This window comes from Herbaspirillum sp. FG34 (genome assembly GCF_057809315.1).
Genome location: NZ_JBMDJS010000011.1, coordinates 116,936 through 135,664 on the forward strand (window position 1 = coordinate 116,936; position 18,729 = coordinate 135,664).

General features: G+C 63.7%; 12 protein-coding genes. 1 reads left to right on the plus strand and 11 read right to left on the minus strand.

The window, feature by feature from the left end; all coding sequences use genetic code 11:
- Positions 1 to 8: 8 nt before the first annotated feature.
- The 4 genes from mutS to ACODSZ_RS15140 form a co-directional block, all read right to left on the minus strand.
- Positions 9 to 2,690, minus strand: a complete 2,682-nt coding sequence (mutS, locus tag ACODSZ_RS15125; protein WP_175343409.1) for a DNA mismatch repair protein MutS — start codon at positions 2,688 to 2,690, stop codon at positions 9 to 11.
- A 398-nt stretch (positions 2,691 to 3,088) separates the two neighbouring features.
- On the minus strand, positions 3,089 to 4,672 hold the full coding sequence (locus tag ACODSZ_RS15130; protein ID WP_008330805.1) for a DHA2 family efflux MFS transporter permease subunit: 1,584 nt from the start codon (positions 4,670 to 4,672) through the stop codon (positions 3,089 to 3,091).
- Between the two features lie 27 nt (positions 4,673 to 4,699).
- Complete coding sequence (locus tag ACODSZ_RS15135) at positions 4,700 to 5,932, minus strand: HlyD family efflux transporter periplasmic adaptor subunit (protein WP_175343410.1); 1,233 nt, start codon at positions 5,930 to 5,932, stop codon at positions 4,700 to 4,702.
- A gap of 5 nt (positions 5,933 to 5,937) precedes the next feature.
- Complete coding sequence (locus ACODSZ_RS15140) at positions 5,938 to 7,497, minus strand: efflux transporter outer membrane subunit (protein ID WP_283810167.1); 1,560 nt, start codon at positions 7,495 to 7,497, stop codon at positions 5,938 to 5,940.
- Between the two features lie 243 nt (positions 7,498 to 7,740).
- Between ACODSZ_RS15140 and ACODSZ_RS15145 the strand changes: the two genes are divergently transcribed.
- Positions 7,741 to 8,343, plus strand: coding sequence for a TetR/AcrR family transcriptional regulator (locus tag ACODSZ_RS15145; RefSeq protein ID WP_008330781.1), 603 nt, complete (start codon positions 7,741 to 7,743; stop codon positions 8,341 to 8,343).
- A gap of 6 nt (positions 8,344 to 8,349) precedes the next feature.
- Here the strand turns inward: ACODSZ_RS15145 and ACODSZ_RS15150 are convergent, their stop codons facing one another.
- The 7 genes from ACODSZ_RS15150 to ACODSZ_RS15180 form a co-directional block, all read right to left on the minus strand.
- On the minus strand, positions 8,350 to 9,369 hold the full coding sequence (locus ACODSZ_RS15150) for a type II TA system antitoxin MqsA family protein (protein ID WP_488927919.1): 1,020 nt from the start codon (positions 9,367 to 9,369) through the stop codon (positions 8,350 to 8,352).
- Positions 9,357 to 9,752: a hypothetical protein gene (locus ACODSZ_RS15155; RefSeq protein WP_175343412.1), complete on the minus strand. Its 396-nt coding sequence runs from the start codon at positions 9,750 to 9,752 to the stop codon at positions 9,357 to 9,359. The genes ACODSZ_RS15150 and ACODSZ_RS15155 overlap by 13 nt, the downstream gene beginning before the upstream one ends.
- Positions 9,753 to 9,972: 220 nt before the next feature.
- The gene (gene guaD / locus ACODSZ_RS15160; RefSeq protein WP_488927920.1) at positions 9,973 to 11,271 is read right to left on the minus strand and encodes a guanine deaminase; all 1,299 of its coding nucleotides are present in this window, start codon (positions 11,269 to 11,271) and stop codon (positions 9,973 to 9,975) included.
- 188 nt (positions 11,272 to 11,459) lie between these two features.
- Positions 11,460 to 12,548 carry a xanthine dehydrogenase accessory protein XdhC gene (xdhC, locus tag ACODSZ_RS15165; protein ID WP_488927921.1) on the minus strand — a complete coding sequence of 363 codons (1,089 nt, stop codon included), beginning with the start codon at positions 12,546 to 12,548 and terminating at the stop codon, positions 11,460 to 11,462.
- Positions 12,549 to 12,567: 19 nt separating this feature from the next.
- Complete coding sequence (gene xdhB, locus ACODSZ_RS15170) at positions 12,568 to 14,937, minus strand: xanthine dehydrogenase molybdopterin binding subunit (protein ID WP_488927922.1); 2,370 nt, start codon at positions 14,935 to 14,937, stop codon at positions 12,568 to 12,570.
- 31 nt (positions 14,938 to 14,968) lie between these two features.
- A complete protein-coding gene (gene xdhA / locus ACODSZ_RS15175) occupies positions 14,969 to 16,453 on the minus strand; it encodes a xanthine dehydrogenase small subunit (RefSeq protein ID WP_488927923.1) in 1,485 nt (494 codons plus the stop codon).
- A gap of 324 nt (positions 16,454 to 16,777) precedes the next feature.
- The gene (locus tag ACODSZ_RS15180) at positions 16,778 to 18,079 is read right to left on the minus strand and encodes an NCS2 family permease (protein ID WP_488927924.1); all 1,302 of its coding nucleotides are present in this window, start codon (positions 18,077 to 18,079) and stop codon (positions 16,778 to 16,780) included.
- Positions 18,080 to 18,729 lie beyond the last annotated feature (650 nt).

Here is an 18,729-nt window from a genome sequence, read left to right on the forward strand (position 1 = left end):
GGCTGTCCTCATTGCCCCCGGCGCAGGGCCTTGAGCTGGTAGAGCGCATCCAGCGCCTGGCGCGGCGTGAGGGCGTCGGGGTCGATGCCGTCCAGCGACTGCCACAGCGCCTGAGCCAGCGGATCAGGTTCGACCGTGGCTGGCGGCGTGCGTTCATCGTGCGCTTCTTCAGTTTCCACTGTGGTATCCATGAAGGAAGGGGCGCTGAACAGGTCGAACTGCGGCGTCGGCTGCATGGACTGGCTTTCCAGTGCCGAGAGGTGCTTGCGGGCGGCGCGGATGACCGCTGCCGGTACCCCGGCCAGTTGTGCCACCTGCAGGCCGTAGCTCTGCGAAGCCGGGCCGCTCTGCACGGCATGCAGGAAGACGATGCTGTCCTTGTGCTCCACGGCCGAGAGATGCACGTTGGCCGCCGTCGGATGGAGGTCGGGCAACTGCGTCAGTTCGAAATAGTGCGTGGCGAACAGCGTGAAGCTGCGGGTGACGTCGATCAGGTGCCGGGCAATCGCCCAGGCCAGGGCCAGGCCGTCGAAGGTCGAGGTACCGCGTCCGACCTCATCCATGAGCACCAGCGAATGCTCGGTGGCATTGTTGAGGATGGAGGCCGATTCGGTCATCTCCACCATGAAGGTGGAACGCCCCCCGGCCAGGTCATCGGCCGCGCCGATGCGGGTGAAGATGCGGTCGATGGGGCCGATTACTGCGCTGGTGGCGGGCACGAAGCTGCCCACATAGGCCAGCAGCGTGATCAGCGCCACCTGGCGCATGAAGGTCGATTTGCCGCCCATGTTGGGACCGGTGATGAGCAGCAGCTTGCGTTCGGCGGCCAGTTGGCAGTCGTTGGCGATGAAGCGCTCGATCTGGTTTTCTACCACGGGGTGGCGACCTTGCTCGATCTGGATGCAGGGTTCCTCGACCAGTTGCGGTGCGCACCAGTTGTTGCGCACGGCATGGTCGGCCAGGGCCACCAGGGTGTCGAGCTGGGCCAGGGCATGGGCGATGGATTGCAGGCGCACGATATGAACGCCCATGTCATTGAGTAACTGTTCGTAGAGGAATTTCTCGCGTGACAGTGAACGTTCCTGCGCGGAGAGCGCCTTGTCCTCGAAGGCCTTCAGTTCGGGGATGATGTAGCGCTCGGCATTCTTCAGGGTCTGGCGGCGGCGATAGTCTTCCGGCACCTTGTCGGTCTGGCCGTGGGTGACCTCGATGTAGAAGCCATGCACCTTGTTGTATTCCACGCGCAGGTTGGCGATGCCGGTACGTTCGCGCTCGCGCGCTTCCAGTTCCAGCAGGTACTGGCCGGCGTTTTCCGACAGACCGCGCAGTTCGTCGAGTTCGGCGTCATAGCCGCGCGCGATCACGCCGCCGTCGCGCACCATGGCGGCGGGTTCCAGCATGATGGCGCGTTCCAGCAGGTCCAGGCATTCCGCGGGCGTCGCCAGGTCTTCGTGCAACTGGCCCAGCAGCGGGGCTTCGGCGTCACGTGCACACATTTCCACGTAGGCGCGCAGCGACCCCAGTTGCTGCAGACCGCTGCGCAATCCCGCCAGATCGCGCGGACGGGCCGAGAGCAGGGCGATGCGGGTGGTGATGCGTTCGATGTCGGGCACCGCCGCCAGCGTGGCCGACAGGCCCGAGCAGGCATCGGTGCGCATGAGCGCATTGATGGCAGCGTGGCGCGCGCGCGCCACCTGCTGGTCGCGCAGGGCGTGATGCAGCCAGTGGCGCAGCAGGCGCGAACCCATGGCGGTGCGGCAGTGGTCCAGCGTGGAGAACAGCGTGGGCGCCAGCGCATTGGCATCCTGCGAACGGATGGTTTCGGTCAGTTCCAGGTTGCGGCGGGTGGCGGCGTCCAGGCCGATGAATTCATTTTCGGATTCGACGGTGAGCGTGCGCACGTGCTGCAGGCCGCGTCCCTGGGTCGATTGCGCATAGCGCAGCAGGGCTCCCGCGGCGCAGATGGCCGGGCCCAGGCCGTCGGCGCCGAAGCCGTGCAGGGTGGCCACGCCCAGTTGATCGAGCAGGGCCTTCTCGCTGCTGGGCTGGTCGAAATGCCAGTCCGGCACCGTCACGGCACGGTTGGGCAGCAGCGGCTCACACTGCTCCAGCTGGCCATCGGCCACCAGTACTTCGGCGGCCGAGATGCGTTCCAGCTCCTGTTTGACGCGGCCATCGAGCAGGGCGCTATCGACCGTGAATTCCATCATCTTCAACGCACCGCTGGCCATGGACAGCCAGGCCAGGCCGACCTGCATCTGCTTGCGCGACTTGGCCGGCAGCAGCTGCATGGCCAGCAGGCAGCGCTCGGCCTTTTCGGGCAGCAGGTCAGAGTCGGTCAGGGTGCCGGGCGTGACCACCCGCACCACCTTGCGCTCCACCGGGCCCTTGCTGGTGGCCGGGTCACCGATCTGTTCGCAGATCGCCACCGACTCGCCCAGCTTGATCAGGCGCGCCAGGTATTGCTCCACCGAGTGGAAGGGCACACCGGCCATCTTGATCGGGTTGCCGTTGGAGGAGCCGCGCTGGGTGAGCGTCACGCCCATCAGGCGCGACGCCTTTTCGGCATCCTCGAAGAACAGTTCGTAAAAATCGCCCATGCGGTAGAACACCAGCGTGTTGGGGTGGTCCGCTTTGATGCGCAGATACTGCTGCATCATCGGTGTGTGGGCGGCGAGGTCTTTGGTCATGGGTCAGGGGCGATGCGGGCATCGCTTCTTGCAAGTTCGGGAAGCATGGCCGCGCGGGCTGGCCTGGATCTCCGTGGACACCACGGGTTCATCAAGCCACGGCTGGCGGCGGGACGTCATGGCGGCCGCGATGGGGAGGCCGCCATAAATCAAAAATGCGGACCGTGGTCCGCATGCTTGAGCCGGGATTGTACGCGCATTGGGGCGGTGCAGCCAAGGGTTGCGCCCGGCGCGGCCCGGCGCAGGGGCAAAGCCGTGGGTGAATATCCAGAAAGTTCGGCATCCAAGCCCGTCCATCTTCCCGCCCAAATTCCCGCCAAAAAAAACAGGCGGCCACCGAAGTGGCCGCCTGCCCAGTCCGCAGGGGGAGACGGACTGTGGGGGGAGAAGGGCAAGGCTCAGTGCGCCGCTGTCGTATCGGCCACCCGGGTCGGCTTGGGGGCCAGCCACACCGCCAGCGCCGCCAGCGAGAAGGACACCGCGGCCATCATGAAGATGTGGTTGGTGGACAGCATCACGGCCTGGTTCTGCACGGTCTGCGCCAGGGATGCGGTGGCCTGTTCGGCGCTCATGCCGGCAGCCATCATGGTTTTGACCGCATCGCCGCCACGATCGACCAGGCCGGACAGTTCGGCGTGGAAGTAGGTGGCGTCGTTTTCCCAGCTGGTATTGACGATGGAGGTGGCAATCGCCCCGGCCATGGTGCGGCAGAAACTCATGAGGCCGGCGGCCGATGCGGTCTCTTCCTCGTTCACGCTGGAGAGTGCCAGCCCGGTCAGCGGCACGAAGAACAGCGGCAATCCGATACCTTGCAGGAACAATGGCCAGCCGATCTGGAAGAACGACATGTCGGTGGTGTTGAAGGCCCGCAGGAAGGTGATGAAACCCAGCCAGGTCACGCCGATGCAGACCAGCTTGCGCGCATCCACGGTGGTGGACATCTTGGCCACCAGAGGGGCGGTCATCACCGCCAGGATGCCGGTCAGCGCCGAGATGCAGCCGGACCAGGTGGCGGTATAGCCCATGTAGCCCTGCAGCCACAGTGGTGTCAGCACCACCGAACCGAAGAAGGCACCGAAGGCCAGGCAGATGGTGGTCACGCTGGCGGTGAAGCCGCGATGGCGGAACACCCGCAGGTCGACGATGGGATTGTGCTCGGTCAGCTCCCAGATCAGGAAGGCGATGAAGAACACCACAGCGGTCACGGCCAGCAGCACGATTTCGGTGGAGGCGAACCAGTCCTTTTCCTTGCCTTCATCGAGCATCAGTTGCAGTGCCGCCACCCAGACCACCATCAGGATCAGGCCCACGCGATCGATGGGCAGCTTGCTGGTCTTGGTCTCGAAGCGCTTGAGCATGCGCCAGCCGAGATAGCCGCAGATCAGCGCCACCGGCACGTTGATCCAGAAGATGTAGGGCCAGCTGTACTGGTCGCACAGTACCCCTCCCAGGATCGGCCCGGCAATCGGCGCCACCAGCGTGGTCATGGCCCACAGGCCCACGGCGGCCGGCGCTTTTTCCTTGGGGAAGATGCGCAGCAGCAGGGTTTGCGACAGCGGCATCAGCGGGCCACCGGCCAAGCCCTGCATCACGCGGAAGGCGATCAGCATGCCCAGCGAATTGGCCAGGCCGCACAGCGCCGAGAACAGGCCGAACATGACCATCGAGAGGATGAACACGCGCACCGTGCCGAAGCGATTGGCCAGCCAGCCGGTCAGGGGCACCGTGATGGCTTCGGCCACCGCGTAGGAAGTGATGACGTAGGTGCCCTGGCTGGTCGAAGCCCCCAGCGCGCCGGCGATGGTCGAGACCGAGACGTTGGCGATGGTGGTGTCGAGCACCGCGATGAAGTTGGCAGCCGCCAGCAGAATGCCGGCGCCCACCAACTGGCCGCCGGTCAGCGGGGCCTCGAAGAGACCAGGCTGGGCGGCGGGCTTGGGGGCTGGCAGGTCGCCAGCCGTTGCGCTTGGTGTGGATGACATGATGAGTCTTTCCTGGTGGTCGCTCGCTTACAGCGCGGCGGCCTTGGCCTCGGTGCTGGCTGTCTTGGGCTGGACGTCGCCGGCCTTGATCTGGCCGCGCGTATCGATCTCCACTTCCATCGACAGGCCCACCGACAGCGGACGCTGCGCCAGTTCCTTGGGATCGAGCGAGATGCGCACCGGCAGACGCTGCACCACCTTGATCCAGTTACCGGTGGCGTTCTGCGCCGGGATCACCGCAAAGGCCGAACCGGTACCACCGGACAGGCCCGTCACCACACCGTGGTATTGCACCGAACTGCCATAGAGGTCTGCCGTCATGGTCACCGGCTGGCCGATGCGCACCTTGGTCAACTGGCCTTCCTTGAAGTTGGCATCCACGTGCATCTGTTGCAGCGGCACCACCGACAGCAGGCTGGCACCGCTCTGCACGCGCTGGCCGACCTGTACCTGGCGGCGGGCGATGACGCCATCGACCGGGGCGCGCAGCACGGTGCGTTCCAGGTCCAGCCTGGCCTGATCCAGCTTGGCGCGGGCCAGCACCACTTCCGGGTTGTCGGCCACCGTGGTGTTGGCGGTCAGCACGGTGCTGGCCTTTTCTGCGCCCTGGGTGGCCTTGATGTTGGCGCGGGACTGCACTTCAGCCGCTTCGGCCGCCTTCAGATTGGCCTGGGCGGTCAGCAGGGCGGTACGGGCATTGCTCAGTTCTTCGCCGGAGACCGACCCTGACTTGGCCAGCGCTTCGCGGCGCTGCAGGTCGATCTGGGCACGCTGCAGGTCGGCCTGGGCCGACAGCAACTGGGCACTGGCGCGCTTCTGGTCCGCTTCGCGGGCCAGCACCTGGGCCGCCAGGCCGGCATCGTTGGCGAAGTAGCCCTTGACCTTGCGTTCGGTGCGGTCCAGGTCGGCGGCGGCCTGGTCTACGGCCAGCCTGGCGTCGGCATCATCGATGCGCACCAGAACATCCCCTTTCTTGACGGCCTGGGTGTCGACCACGTCGACGGCGGCCACGATGCCGTTGATGGCGGGGGTGACGGTGGCCACTTCGGTGGCGGTGTAGGCATTGTCGGTCTCGACGTAGCGCGAGCCGATCAGGTACCAGTAGGTGCCGTAACCGATGGCGACGATGGCGACCACGCCGCCGAAGATGGAAAAGAGCTTCTTGCGCTTTTGCGCGGCGGCCGCCTTGCTGGCCGCTTCATTGCGCTGACGGGTTTCTTCGGCCAGGGTGTGGGCCGCCTGGGAATCGCTGTGGGACATGATGTTCAACCTTTCGCTTGCTGTTCGGTGTGGGGCGCGGTGGCGCTGTCTTGGCTCTTGCTGTCGTCGGCGGCACGGTAGCCGCCGCCCAGGGCGCGCACCAGCGCGACATCCAGGGTGAACATGCGCGAGCGCAGGTCCGAGAGCTGGCGCAGGTTGCTGATGAGCGTGTCCTGCGCATTGAGTACGTCGAGATAGGTGTTGAGGCCACCGTTGTAGCGGTTGCTGACGATGCGATACGCCTCGTCGGCGGCGTCGGCGGCGGCTTGCACGTCGTGCAGGCGACCGGCCAGGGCCTTCTCGCTCACGCCGACATCGGCCACGTCCTGCAGGGCCTGGGTGACGGCCTGGTCGTAGTTGGCCACGGCTTCGTCATAGCTGGCGCTGGCCGAACGGAACTGTCCGCGCAGACGACCTCCATTGAAGATGGGCAGGGAGATGGCCGGGCCGAAGCTGCCGATGTCCGAGCCGCTGCGGGTGAGCATGTCGATGCCCAGCGACTGGAAACCGAAATAAGCCGACAGGTTCACGTTCGGATAGAAGGCCGCACGCGCCACCTTGATCTGCTTGCCCGCCGCTTCAGCGCGCAGGCGTGCGGCCACGATGTCGGGACGACGGCCCAGCAGTTCCACCGGCAGTTGCTGCGGCAGGCCGAAGGGCTTGGACAGATCGATCTGCGGACGCGCCAGCCGCAGCCCGCGATCCGGACCGGCACCGGCCAGCGCGGCCAGCTTGTTGCGTTGCAGGGCGATGGATTCGTCGGTGGCTTTCAGATCGGCCTGGGCGATGGCGCGGCGGGCTTCCATCTGCTTGACCGAGCCACGGGTTTCCAGACCGTTGTTGAAGCGCTGGTTGAACAGGTCCAGCGTCTCTTCACGCACCTTCAGGGCGGCGACATTGGTATCGCGCTGGGCGTAGAGCTGGGCCAGTTCGGCGTAGGCCGAGGCGATCGAGGTGGCCAGCGTGATGCGCGCCTGAGCGGCGTCGGCACGGCTGGCTTCCAGTTCCGAGGTGGCGGCGGCCAGGGCCGCGCGATTCTTGCCCCAGAAATCGATTTCGTAGCTGAAGTCCAGCGTGGTGCGGGTTTCGTTGTTGTAACCCTTGGGCACGAAATCCGGCGGCACGCCGTTGTTGTAGGACTGCTTCATGCGGTCCAGCGAGGCGTTGCCGCTCACTTGCGGATACAGGGCCGCACCTTGCTGCTGGGCGCTGCCTTCGGCCTTCATCAGGCGCGCCTTGGCCACGGCCATGGAGGGTGCACTTTGCAGGGCTTCATCGATAAGCGCATTCAATTGGGCGTCACCGTAGACCGTCCACCACCGGTCGCTGGGCCAGGCGGCTTGTACGGCGTCAGCGGCCAGGGTCTGGCGGGTCTGGTACTGATCGATGGATTTCGGTTCGGCGCGCGCACCGAGATCGGTGAAGGAGGCGCAGCCGGTCATGAGCGTGGCCGTCAGCACGGCCGCCGAGACCGCCACCGCCCGCCGCCACGGCAGGGTAGGCCGCGCGGATCGCAGCGCCGGATGGGGCGCCCGCTGATCGGGGAGGGATGAGTTCTTGTTCATTTGCGTGGAGAGTGGAGTGAACAACTGAATCAGGAAATCGGATGTTTATTAACTGTACAGTTCAGTATAGTATTCGGTTTTATGAAGTGTCAAGGCACATTGCGAGAAATTGCTCGTCTTTGTGCGGCATTGCCGCAACATGGTTTTTTCTACCGTATTTGAGGGTAATCAGGCGGCTTTCTGCGGCATCGTCGCCTATAATTCGGGATTGGCCGGTTTTCCGGCCGGCATCACAGGACAATCATGCGCAAGAAGAGTGAAGAGCGGCGGCAGCAGATGATCGACATCGCTGCCGAGGTATTCAACGAAATCGGTTTCGAAGGCGCCTCCATGGCGGAAATCTCGGCCCGTATCGGGGGCTCCAAGGCCACGCTGTACAACTATTTCAGCTCCAAGGAAGAAATCTTCGTGGAGGTGATGATCAAGCAGGTGGGTTGCCAGTTTGAAGAGTTGTTCATGGCCTTGCGTAATGAAGACGAAGTACGGGCCGGTTTATTGCGCTTGGCAAATCATTATCTGGGGGTGGTGTTCCGGCCCGAGATCGTGGCGGTCAAGCGGCTGGCGATGTATTACGCGGGCAAGTCGGAACTGGGGCCGCTGCTGTATGAGCGCGGGCCCAAACGCGGCTGGACGCGCATTGCCGATTTCCTGAAGGTCAAAATGGAGGAGGGCAAGCTGCGCTCCTCTGACGCCTGGATTGCAGCCATGCAGTTTCGCGCGCTGATCGAAGCGGAATGGATGGAAGTGCGCATGCTCAACGTGGTCACCGAGATCCCGGCGGATCAGCTGCAGGCGTCGGCCCAGCGGGCGGTGGAGGCTTTTCTTTATCTGTATCAGCCGCGCTGAAAGGATTCAGAAGCTCAGTGCAGCAGCGTGCCGGTAGTCGATCAGGGCGCCCATGGGCGTCTGAGTCCACGCCTGTTCCCGGTGCGAAGTTTCGGAAATGTCACTGGCGCTCATCTTGGCAAAGCGCTTCTTGATGGCCAGCAGCAGACCCAGTTCGTCCTCATCGAAGTGATTGCGGTCAGCACTGCGCAAGGCCCGCACCTGGGTCCCTTCCATCGCGCCGACCTGGACCTCCGTCTGTTCGATGAGTCCACGCTGCTCCAGCAGGGAAAACAGCAGGCGGAAAGCTGACGGCACCGGTCCGTAGGGCAGGCGTTCATAAGCCAGCCCCGAGAGACTTCTTCCTCGCTGCTGGTAATGCTTGAAATCGCTGTAGAACAGCAGCTTGTTGAGCTTGGTCACGAAGACACCTTCGCCTTCGCTGAGCAAGAGCACGACTTGTTCGAGCTTGTCCAGCCGAAGGCTCTCGGCAGGGGCGGTACGTGCGGTGCTCACGAAGGCCTTCTCCAGCGCAGCGGCGCCCGCCCGCTTTTCCAGTTCGGCCAGCAGCCGGGTACGCACTTGCGGAGCAAGATCACGCGCACTGCGGACCAGTTCAATGAGGGTGTCGACCGAGCCCATTGCCATGCGCATGGCCTTGTCATGCGCGTCGGACTGCAGCTTGCCGTTTTCGTAGCGGCTCACGGTGGCCACGCCCCAGCCCAGCACCGCAGCCAGCTCGACTTGTGACAGCCCCAGCGACTTGCGCCAGGCGATCAGCCTGTCCGGCTCAACCATTCCATGCCGCGCGCGATACAGCGCGCGCGCCTTGACCAGGCTGTCTTCCATGTCCAGCGTCTGGAAGCTCTCGCCACAGCGGCCGCAGGCGAAATAATCCACCGGTACGTCAAACGTTTCCTTGTTCACGATACGGGCCTCCGTCGTGCTGACAAGATGCACGGTTCCCTCGCCGGCACAGTTGGGGCAAATTTCAAAGGGCTTCAGGTCCATAAAACACTCCATAAAACACTCCATCAAACACTCCATTGCACAGGGGGCTTCTTGAAGGGAAACTGCATTGGTCTTTCAGGCGGGTGAAATGACATGCACGTCGTCCGGCGTCCCTCGCGCGACATTGCCAGACAGAGCTTGATGTACACGCGATGGCCCCGCTCCTGCCCGCCCATGTGCTGCGCTACCGTCTTGCCGAAGTGCCAGACCCAGCCTGTGCCCCAGTCGTTCTGGCCGGGGCCGTAGCTGTAGTCCTCGATGCGGAGCTGCTTGAGCTCGCGCACCACATCCACCATCTCGAAATCGATTTGCGCCATGAATTCCAGTGTCTTGCGCTGACGCGACAAGATGATGTCCCGGGAGGGCAAGGCACCCAAGCGGGTGAGGAAGTGCTGCACCTGCAATCGGGTCGCTGACATGGCGGAAGCTCCAATATTAAATCAATTGATTAGTGTGTTAAGGGAAATAATCAATTGATGTTGCATGTGGGATACGTTGAGGTTTGATGTTCCCTCAGGCTGTCGCCCAGCGGTTTCGAAAAGATGGGATAAACCGCTACAAAATGGGCCGTAAAAAAAAGCCGGACTTGCCTCAACGGCAAGCCCGGCTTCCCCCGCATCGGGGCCGATATGAACGATTTCAGCGCTGATGCACCCGCACCCCCGCCGAATAGGTCGCGGCGATGGCACGGTCATCACCCAAAATGGCCAGTGCGAACAATTGTTCCTCCAGGCTGTCGGTGGTGGCGCTGCGGCGGGCCAGCAAGGGCGTTGCCTGCGGATCCAGCACGATGAAGTCGGCGTCGCAGCCCGGCGTGAAGCTGCCGATGGTGCCTTCCAGTTGAAGCGCGCGGGCACCGCCCAGGGTAGCCAGATAGAACATGCGTTGCGCCGGGAGGTAGGTGCCGCCCATGCGGGCTACCTTGTAGAGCTCGTTCATGGTCTGCAGCATCGAGAAACTGGTGCCGCCGCCGACATCCGTGGCCAGCGACAGTGGCACGCGCGCCGCATCGGCACGGGCGAAGTCGAACAGGCCGCTGCCCAGGAACAGGTTGGACGTCGGGCACAAGGTGGCGGCCGATTGCGTGGCCGCCATGCGGGCACGATCCTGGTCATCCAGCCAGATGCAGTGGGCATACAGCGCGCGCTGGCGCATCAGGCCATAGCCGTCATACACGTCCAGGTAGCTGCGGGCATCGGGATAGAGTTCCTTCACCCATTTCACTTCGTCGGTATTTTCGGCCACGTGGGTTTGTATATACGTGTCCGGATATTGCGCGGCCAGTTCGCCCGCCAGCTTCATCTGTTCATGGGTGGAGGTCGGCGCGAAGCGCACCGTGATGGCGTAATGCTGGCGCCCCTTGTTGTGCCAGCGCCCGATCAGCTCCTCGCTCTCGCGCACCCCCGACTCGGCCGTATCACGCAGGAAATCCGGCGCATTGCGGTCCATCAGGCATTTGCCGGCCACCATGCGCAGGTTGCGTGCATGGCTGGCGGCGAAGAAGGCATCCACCGACTGCGGATGTACCGTGCAATACACGGCGGCACTGGTGGTGCCATTGCGCAGCAGTTCGGCCAGGAAGAAATCGGCCACTTCGGCCGCGTGTTCCGGTTGCTGGAAACGGCGCTCAGCCGGGAAGGTGTAGTTGTCCAACCAGGGCAGCAGGCCAGGCGCGGGCGAGCCGATGATGTCGGTCTGCGGGTAGTGGATGTGGGTATCGATGAAGCCGGGGCAAAGGATCTTGCCGCGCAGGTCTTCGATGGCGGTGCCGGGCGGCAGGGTGGCGGCCAGCGTGGCGTAGTCGCCGGCGGCCTGGATCTTGCCGTCTTGCACCAGCAGCAGGCCATCGCTGTGCCATTGGGTGGCGTGCTCGTCGAAGGCGGGATCGTTGGTGAAATACAGCAGGCTGGCGCGGTAGGCTTGCAGGGATGGGCTCATGGTGTTTCCTCGATGCAGGCGGCGCCGCGCGCACGGGCGCGGGCCGTCGATTCAGTGGTCATCATACTGGAAGGCACGGTCGTGACGATGCTTTCCGTGTTGCGAAAGTGGAATCGAAGGGGAACCCCGTGCGATCAGCCAGGACGTGTCGACAGGATTCCCGGAAGGGGTGACGGCAGGGTGTTCCTTCAGCCTCTGCCGTCCAGAGCGTGTGTGGCCAGACTCAGTGGCCATGCCTTGGGTTTGGGGTGGGTAAAGCGCAATTCCCACAGCTGCATCAGTTGCGCCACCACGGCAATGGCGATGCTGGCGGGTTCCTTGCCATAGATGCCGGGAATGCCGATGGGGCAGGTGATGCGTTCCAGCTGCGCCGCCGAGTAACCGCGCTCAGCAAGGCGATGCTCGAACTGCTTGCGCTTGGTGATGGACCCGATCAGCCCGAACCACGCCGCATCGTCACGCTTGAGGATGCGTTCGCTCAATTGCTGGTCGAGGGCGTGGCTGTGGGTCATCACGAGATAATACGCGCCGGGTTCGGCCATGTCGACCGCAGCATTGGGCACATCGGTAGCCTCGATGCGGATCTGCGGCGGCAGATCGGGCGGGAACATGTCTTCACGCTCATCGACCCACAGCACCCGGCAGGGCAGGTTGGACAAGACCTTGACGATGGCCGCGCCGACGTGGCCGGCACCGAACAGCAGCACCTGCGGTTGATATGCCCGGCACAGGTCGAGCAGCCAGCGGCGGCCCTGTGCGTCGCGTACCAGTTGCGTCTGCCGCGCGTGGCGCAATGCCTCGCGCGGCAAGCCGAGTTCGGGGCCATCAGGCGGGCAGGGCTCGCCATCGTTATCCATCAGTTGCAGCGGCCCGTCCTGATCCAGCGGCAGTGCGCGACACAGGTCGCTGCCTTCGGACCACGCCTGTTCCAGCGCCTGCCACGTGTGCAGTGATATGGCATCGGCCTCGATGCGCTCAAAGCAGAGCAACACCACGCCCCCGCAACATTGGCCCAGACTGGGCCCGAGGGCGATGCGTTCGAGCCGGCGGCGGTTGGTCAGCGGGGCGGCGTCGGCCTGCAACATGGCGCGGGCAATCTGCGCCGCGCGCCATTCGAGGTGGCCGCCGCCGATGGTGTCGAACTGGCCCCCGGCGGTATAGAGCATGCGCGCTCCGGGCTCGCGCGGCGTCGAGCCCTGGATCTGTGCCACCGTCACCAGCACCGCCGGGACGCTGTCCTGCTGCATGCGACGCAATGCGCTCAGCCATGTGGTCATGATGTTTCTCCGCCGCGTATTACTGGGTAAGCGTGGCCGCGCGCACGGCATCGACCGCGTCGAGGATGGCTTCACTGGTGGCCGGTGCGCGCAGCGGGGGATTGACACGATGCGCGCCCACCGCCGACACCGCATCGCGGATTGCCAGGAACACCGAGAACGGCAGCAGCAGCGGCGGTTCCCCGACGGCCTTGGAGCGGTGGATGGTATCGGAGACATTGCTGTTGGCATAGAGCTCGGTACGGAAGGCTTCCGGACAATCCGAGATGGCCGGAATCTTGTAGGTCGAGGGGGCATGCGTCATCAGCTTGCCGTCCTTGTTCCACCACAGTTCCTCGGTGGTCAGCCAGCCCATGCCCTGGATGAAGCCGCCTTCGACCTGGCCGATGTCCAGCGCCGGGTTCAGGCTCTCGCCGGCGTCATACAGCAGGTCGGCCTGCAACAGTTTCCATTCACCGGTGAGGGTGTCGATCACCACTTCGGATACCGCCGCCGCATAGGCGAAATAGAAGAAGGGATGACCGTGCATGCGCTTGGCATCCCAATGCACCTTGGGCGTGGAATAGAAACCGTCGGACCACAATTGCACGCGTTGCAGATAAGCCTTCATCACCAGTTCGACGAAGGGCAGTGATTGCTCGCCTGCCAGCACCAGTCCATCGGCAAAGCGTACCGATGCTACCTCCACGCCGAAATGCCGCGCGGCCACCTCGGCCAGGCGTGCACGGATCTGCAGGGCCGCATCCTGCGCCGCCTTGCCGTTGAGGTCGCTGCCGGTGGAGGCGGCGGTGGCCGAGGTGTTGGCGATCTTGCTGGTATCGGTGGCGGTGCAGCGCACCTGTTCCAGCGGCACGCCCAGGGCATGGGCGACCACCTGCGCCACCTTGGTGTTCAGACCTTGCCCCATCTCGGTGCCACCGTGATTGACCAGCACCGAGCCATCGGTATAGACGTGCACCAGCGAGCCGGCCTGGTTCAGGTGCGGCACGTTGAAGGAAATGCCGAACTTCACCGGCGTCAGAGCCAGGCCCTTCTTGAGCACCGTGCTGGCGGCATTGAACTCGGCGACCGCGCGGCGACGTTCCTGATAGCGGCTGGTGCGTTCGAGCTGGTCGACCAGGCCGTGGATGATGTTGTCTTCCACCTTCTGCCCGTAATGGGTGACGTTGCGCGCCTCCGGTCCTTCGGCCTCGCTGGGGCCATAGAAATTGTTGCGGCGGATCTCCAGCGGATCACGGCCGAGGTTGCGCGCAATCTCGTCGAGGATGTACTCGATGGCCAAGGCACCCTGCGGTCCGCCGAAGCCACGGAAGGCGGTATTGGATTGGGTGTTGGTCTTGCCGCACATGGCGTGGATTTCCACGTCCGAAAGATAGTAGGCATTGTCGAAGTGGCAGACCGCGCGTGTGGCCACCGGGCCGGACAGGTCGGCCGAGAAACCGGCGCGCGAGATCATGTCGATTTTTGCCGCGACGATGCGGCCATCGTCGTCATAACCGATCTCATAGTCATAGGCAAAGCAGTGACGCTTGCCAGTGACCATCATGTCGTCATCGCGGTCGGCGCGCAGCTTGACCGGGCGCCGCAGTTTCGCTGCCGCCACCGCCGCGGCGCAGGCCCACAGGGCCGATTGCGATTCCTTGCCGCCGAAGCCGCCGCCCATGCGCCGACATTCCACCAGCACGTCATGCGAGGCCAGTTTCAGGACCGTGGCGATGTGATGCTGCATTTCGCTGGGGTGCTGGGTCGAGCAATAGACGTGCATGCCGCGTCCCTCCCTGGGGATGGCATAGGAAATCTGTCCTTCCAGATAGAACTGCTCCTGGCCGCCCACGTCGAACTGGCCGCGCAGCTTGTGCGGCGCCAGCGCCAGAGCCACCGCCGGTTCGCCGCGCGTCAGGTGCATCGGCGGGAGCACGTAGGATTGCGCAGCGTGCGCCTCACGCGGGGTCAGGATCGGCGGCAGTTCTTCGTAGTCGATCACCGCCAGGCGTGCGGCGCGGCGGGCCTGGTCATGGCTGTCGGCGACCACGATGAAGACTGGCTGGCCCACGTATTGCACCAGGCCATCGGCCAGCACCGGGTCATCGTGGATGATGGCGCCGCATTCGTTCTCGCCGGGAATATCGTTGGCGGTGAAGACGGCGCGCACACCAGGCGCGGCCCTGACCTGCTCCAGATCGATCGCGCGCACCCGGGCATGGGCCTTTTGCGACAGCCCCAGCGCCGCATGCAGCGTGCCTTGCAGCTCGACGATGTCGTCGGTATAGGTGGCTTCGCCGGTCACGTGCAGCATCGCCGATTCATGCGGATGCGGCTTGCCCACGGTGGCCCAGTCCCTGGGCGGCTGGACCAGGGTGTTGAGGAATTGTTCGGTTTGCTTGTTCATGCGGTTCTCCTGCTGGTTCGGTCCAAGGGCTTCACGCGGCGCTGACCGCGAAGGCGCGCACATCCTGACGCGCCAGCGGCGCCTCGGTGCGGGTTTCCAGCCAATAGCGATAGAGCAGGTTCTGCGCCGTGCGCAAGCGATAGGCCGAGGTGGCCCGCATGTCCGACAGGGGCGCATAGTCCTGTGCAAGTGCAGCCATCGCTGCCTGCACTTGTGCTTCGCTCCAGGCAGCGCCTTGCAGCAGCGCTTCAGCCTGCGCGGCCCGCTTGGGGGTGGCGGCCATGCCGCCGAAGGCGATGCGCGCCTCGGTGATGATGTCGCCATCCATACGCAGCGCGAAGGCGGCACAGACCGCAGAGATGTCCTGGTCGAAGCGTTTGGAGAGTTTGTAAACCCGGAAGCGCAGGTCCTTTCGCGGCAGCGGGATGCGTACGGCCTGCACCACTTCATCGGATTGCAGGGCCGACTTCTGGTAAGCCAGGTAGAAATCTTCGAGCGGCATGACACGTTGGCCACGCACGCTGGCCAGCACGATCTGCGTGCCCAGTGCGATCAGCCAGGGCATGGAGTCGCCGATGGGCGAACCATTGGCGACGTTGCCGCCCAGCGTGCCGGCATTGCGCACGGGCAGGGAGGCGAAGCGCTGCCACAGTTCCGACAGCTCTTGCGGATAATGGCGCGTGGCTTCGGCGTAAGCCTCTTCCAGCGAGACGCCGGCGCCGATCTCCAGCATGCCGTCCTGCACCTGCATGGCGCGCAGTTCTTCCACGCGGCCGATGTAGACGATATCGCCCAGCTCGCGCATCTGTTTGGTCACCCACAGGCCCACGTCGGTGGAGCCGGCCAGGATACGGGCCTTGGGCAGGTCGGTACGCAGCTGCACCAGTTGTGCGAGGGTGCGCGGTGCATGGAAGGTCTGGCCTGCATGCGTGACGGCCAGCGGCGTGTCCTGGTCGATGGCGCGCAGGGCCGACTTGACGGCCTCGCGGTCGAACTCGACCTTGGGCAGTTCGCCCATGCGGCGTGCCGCATCGATGATGGGGCGATAGCCGGTACAGCGGCACAGGTTGCCGGAGAGGGCATCGTCGATCTCGCGCTTGCCGGGCGTGATGCCGTCCTTGTCATGCTTGAGGTACAGGCCCCACAGCGACATCACGAAGCCCGGCGTGCAGAAGCCGCATTGCGAGCCATGGCATTCCACCATGGCCTGCTGCACCGGATGCAGGCAGCCATCGGCTTGCTTCAGGTCTTCCACGGTGAACAGGGCGCGGCCGTCCAGCGTGGGCAGGAATTGAATGCAGGCATTGACCGTCTTCAGTTCCAGCCGGTCATCGCGCAATTCGCCCACGACCACGGTACAGGCACCGCAATCGCCTTCGGCGCAGCCTTCCTTGGTGCCGGTGCAATGCAGGTCCTCGCGCAGATGCTGCAGAACGGTGCGGGTCGTGGGTTGGCCTGCTACTTCGTGGGTCTGGCCGCGAAAGTAGAACTGGATGGGGCGGGTAGTCTCTGGCATTTGGCTTTACTCGAAATGGATTGTCTACAAAACAGACTGCTTTATGGCGCGCTCCAGGGCGTATCGTGGGGCGTGCTTCTTGTTGTTGGATCTGCTTTCAGGCGGCCTGTCCGCTTGGGGCGGGGCCGGCCTGTGGTGTCTCCCGTGGCCAGATGGCATTCAAGAAACGTGCCGGGGTCGTCAAAAGAGGAAACGGATTGTCCGCGCACGATTGTTGCGGACGATTGTCGGGTTCCCTCTTGTCACGATCCCGAATGGGCAGCCCCTGTCGTGCCGGGCTGCCTCCTCGATTTTTTCAATTTACTTCATGTTCCCGGGCAGGGCTCACTCACCGCCGAGGTAGATGATCTTGAACAGGAAGATCGCGGCGATGATCCAGATTACCACTGAAACATCCTTCATACGACCCGTGAGCAGCTTCAGTCCGGCATAGCTGATGAAGCCCAGCGCCAGGCCGTTGGCAATGGAGTAGGTGAAGGGCATCACCAGGGCGGTGATGACGGCCGGCACGCATTCGGTGGTGTCTTCCCAGTCGATGTGGACCAGTTCGCGCAGCATCAGGCAGGCCACGAAGAAGAGCGCCGGTGCGGTGGCATAAGCCGGGACCACACCGGCCAGCGGGGCGATGAACAGGCACAGCAGGAACAGCACGGCGATGGCGACGGCGGTGAGGCCGGTGCGGCCACCGGCCTGTACGCCAGCGGCGCTTTCGATGTAGGCGGTGGTGGAGGAAGTGCCCAGCAGGGAGCCGGCGACAATGGCGGTACTGTCGGCCATGAGGGCCTTGTTCAGACGCTCCATCTTGCCTTCCTTCATGAGCCCGGCGCGAGTGGCCACGCCCATCAGGGTGCCGGTGGCGTCGAACAGTTCCACCAGGAAGAACACCAGCACGACATTCAACAGGCCCATGGAGATGGCGCCCTTGATGTCCAGTTGCAGGAAGGTCGGGGCCACCGAGGGCGGGGCGGCGAAGATGCCGGAGAAGTGGTTGCCGCCGAAGAGGAAGGACAGCACCGTGACCAGCAGGATGCCGATCAGCAGCGCGCCGCGTACCTTCAGGCGGTCCAGCGCCACGATCACCAGGAAGCCAATGATGGCCATCACCGGGGCCGGCTGGTGCAGGTCGCCGAGGGTGACGAAGGTGGCGGGGTTGGCCGCGACGATGCCGGCACTCTTGAGGGAGATGATGGCCAGGAAGAGTCCGATGCCGGCCGGAATGGCCGTGCGCAGCGAGGCCGGGATGCTCTTGATGATCAGCTCGCGTACCCGCAGTACGCTCACCAGCAGGAACAAGCAACCCGAGATCAGCACCGCGCCCAGCGCAGCCTGCCACGGGAAGCCCATGCCCTTGACCACGGCATAGGCAAAGTAGGCGTTCAGGCCCATGCCGGGGGCCAGGCCAATGGGGTAGTTGGCATACAGGCCCATGATGAGCGTGCCGACAGCCGCCGCCACGCAGGTGGCCACAAAGACCGAGTCCTTGGGCATGCCGGCATCGCCCAGAATGCTGGGGTTGACGAAGATGATGTAGGCCATCGTCAGGAAAGTGGTCAGGCCGGCCAGTAGTTCCGTGCGTACGGTGGTGCCGTTTTCTTCCAGGTGGAAGAACTTGTTCAAGGCGTTCATTGTGGGTTGTCTCCGTTTGGTCCGTTTTTATTCGCCGGAAAACTTGTCTGATGCTGTCCATCCTCTTGTGCGGGCTGGTCAGGCTGGGTCAGGCAAAAAATGGGCGTTGCTGGTGGGGGTGCTTTTCGCATTGTTCTGGCAGCGTTGCTAATGTCGTTCAATTTCATGGGAGGGATGTAAGGGCTATGACATAGCCATTATTAACCTGGAGTTATAAGTGGATTCGTCGACGAAAATCGGAGGTGAGACTGAGGATTGTTGCCGATGATTGGTGATGCGCAGGTATGGAATCTTGTGTCGCTCAGGCGAGATTTTGCCAGTTTTATTCGGCTGGGGTTTTTGGGGATTGTTTTTGTTGTTTCTTGGAAATTGTTTACTTGTTTTCTTGGGTAGTCTGCACGGAATGTCTTCCTGCGCTCTAGCTTAATTATTTTCTCTCTCCGGGCGGAACGGAGCGCCGGGGGCGGCCCGGCAGCCGCTCACTTTTCTTGTCTCGCCAAGAAAAGTAAGCAAAAGAAGGCGACCCCAAAGAGCCAGCCCTCCTGCGGAGGGTCCCCGTCGCAGCGAAGCGAAAAGTGGGAAGAATAGAGTCGCTTCGCTCCGACTATTCTTCTGATCCACTTTTCGCTCCGCTGCGACGGCTGGCTCTA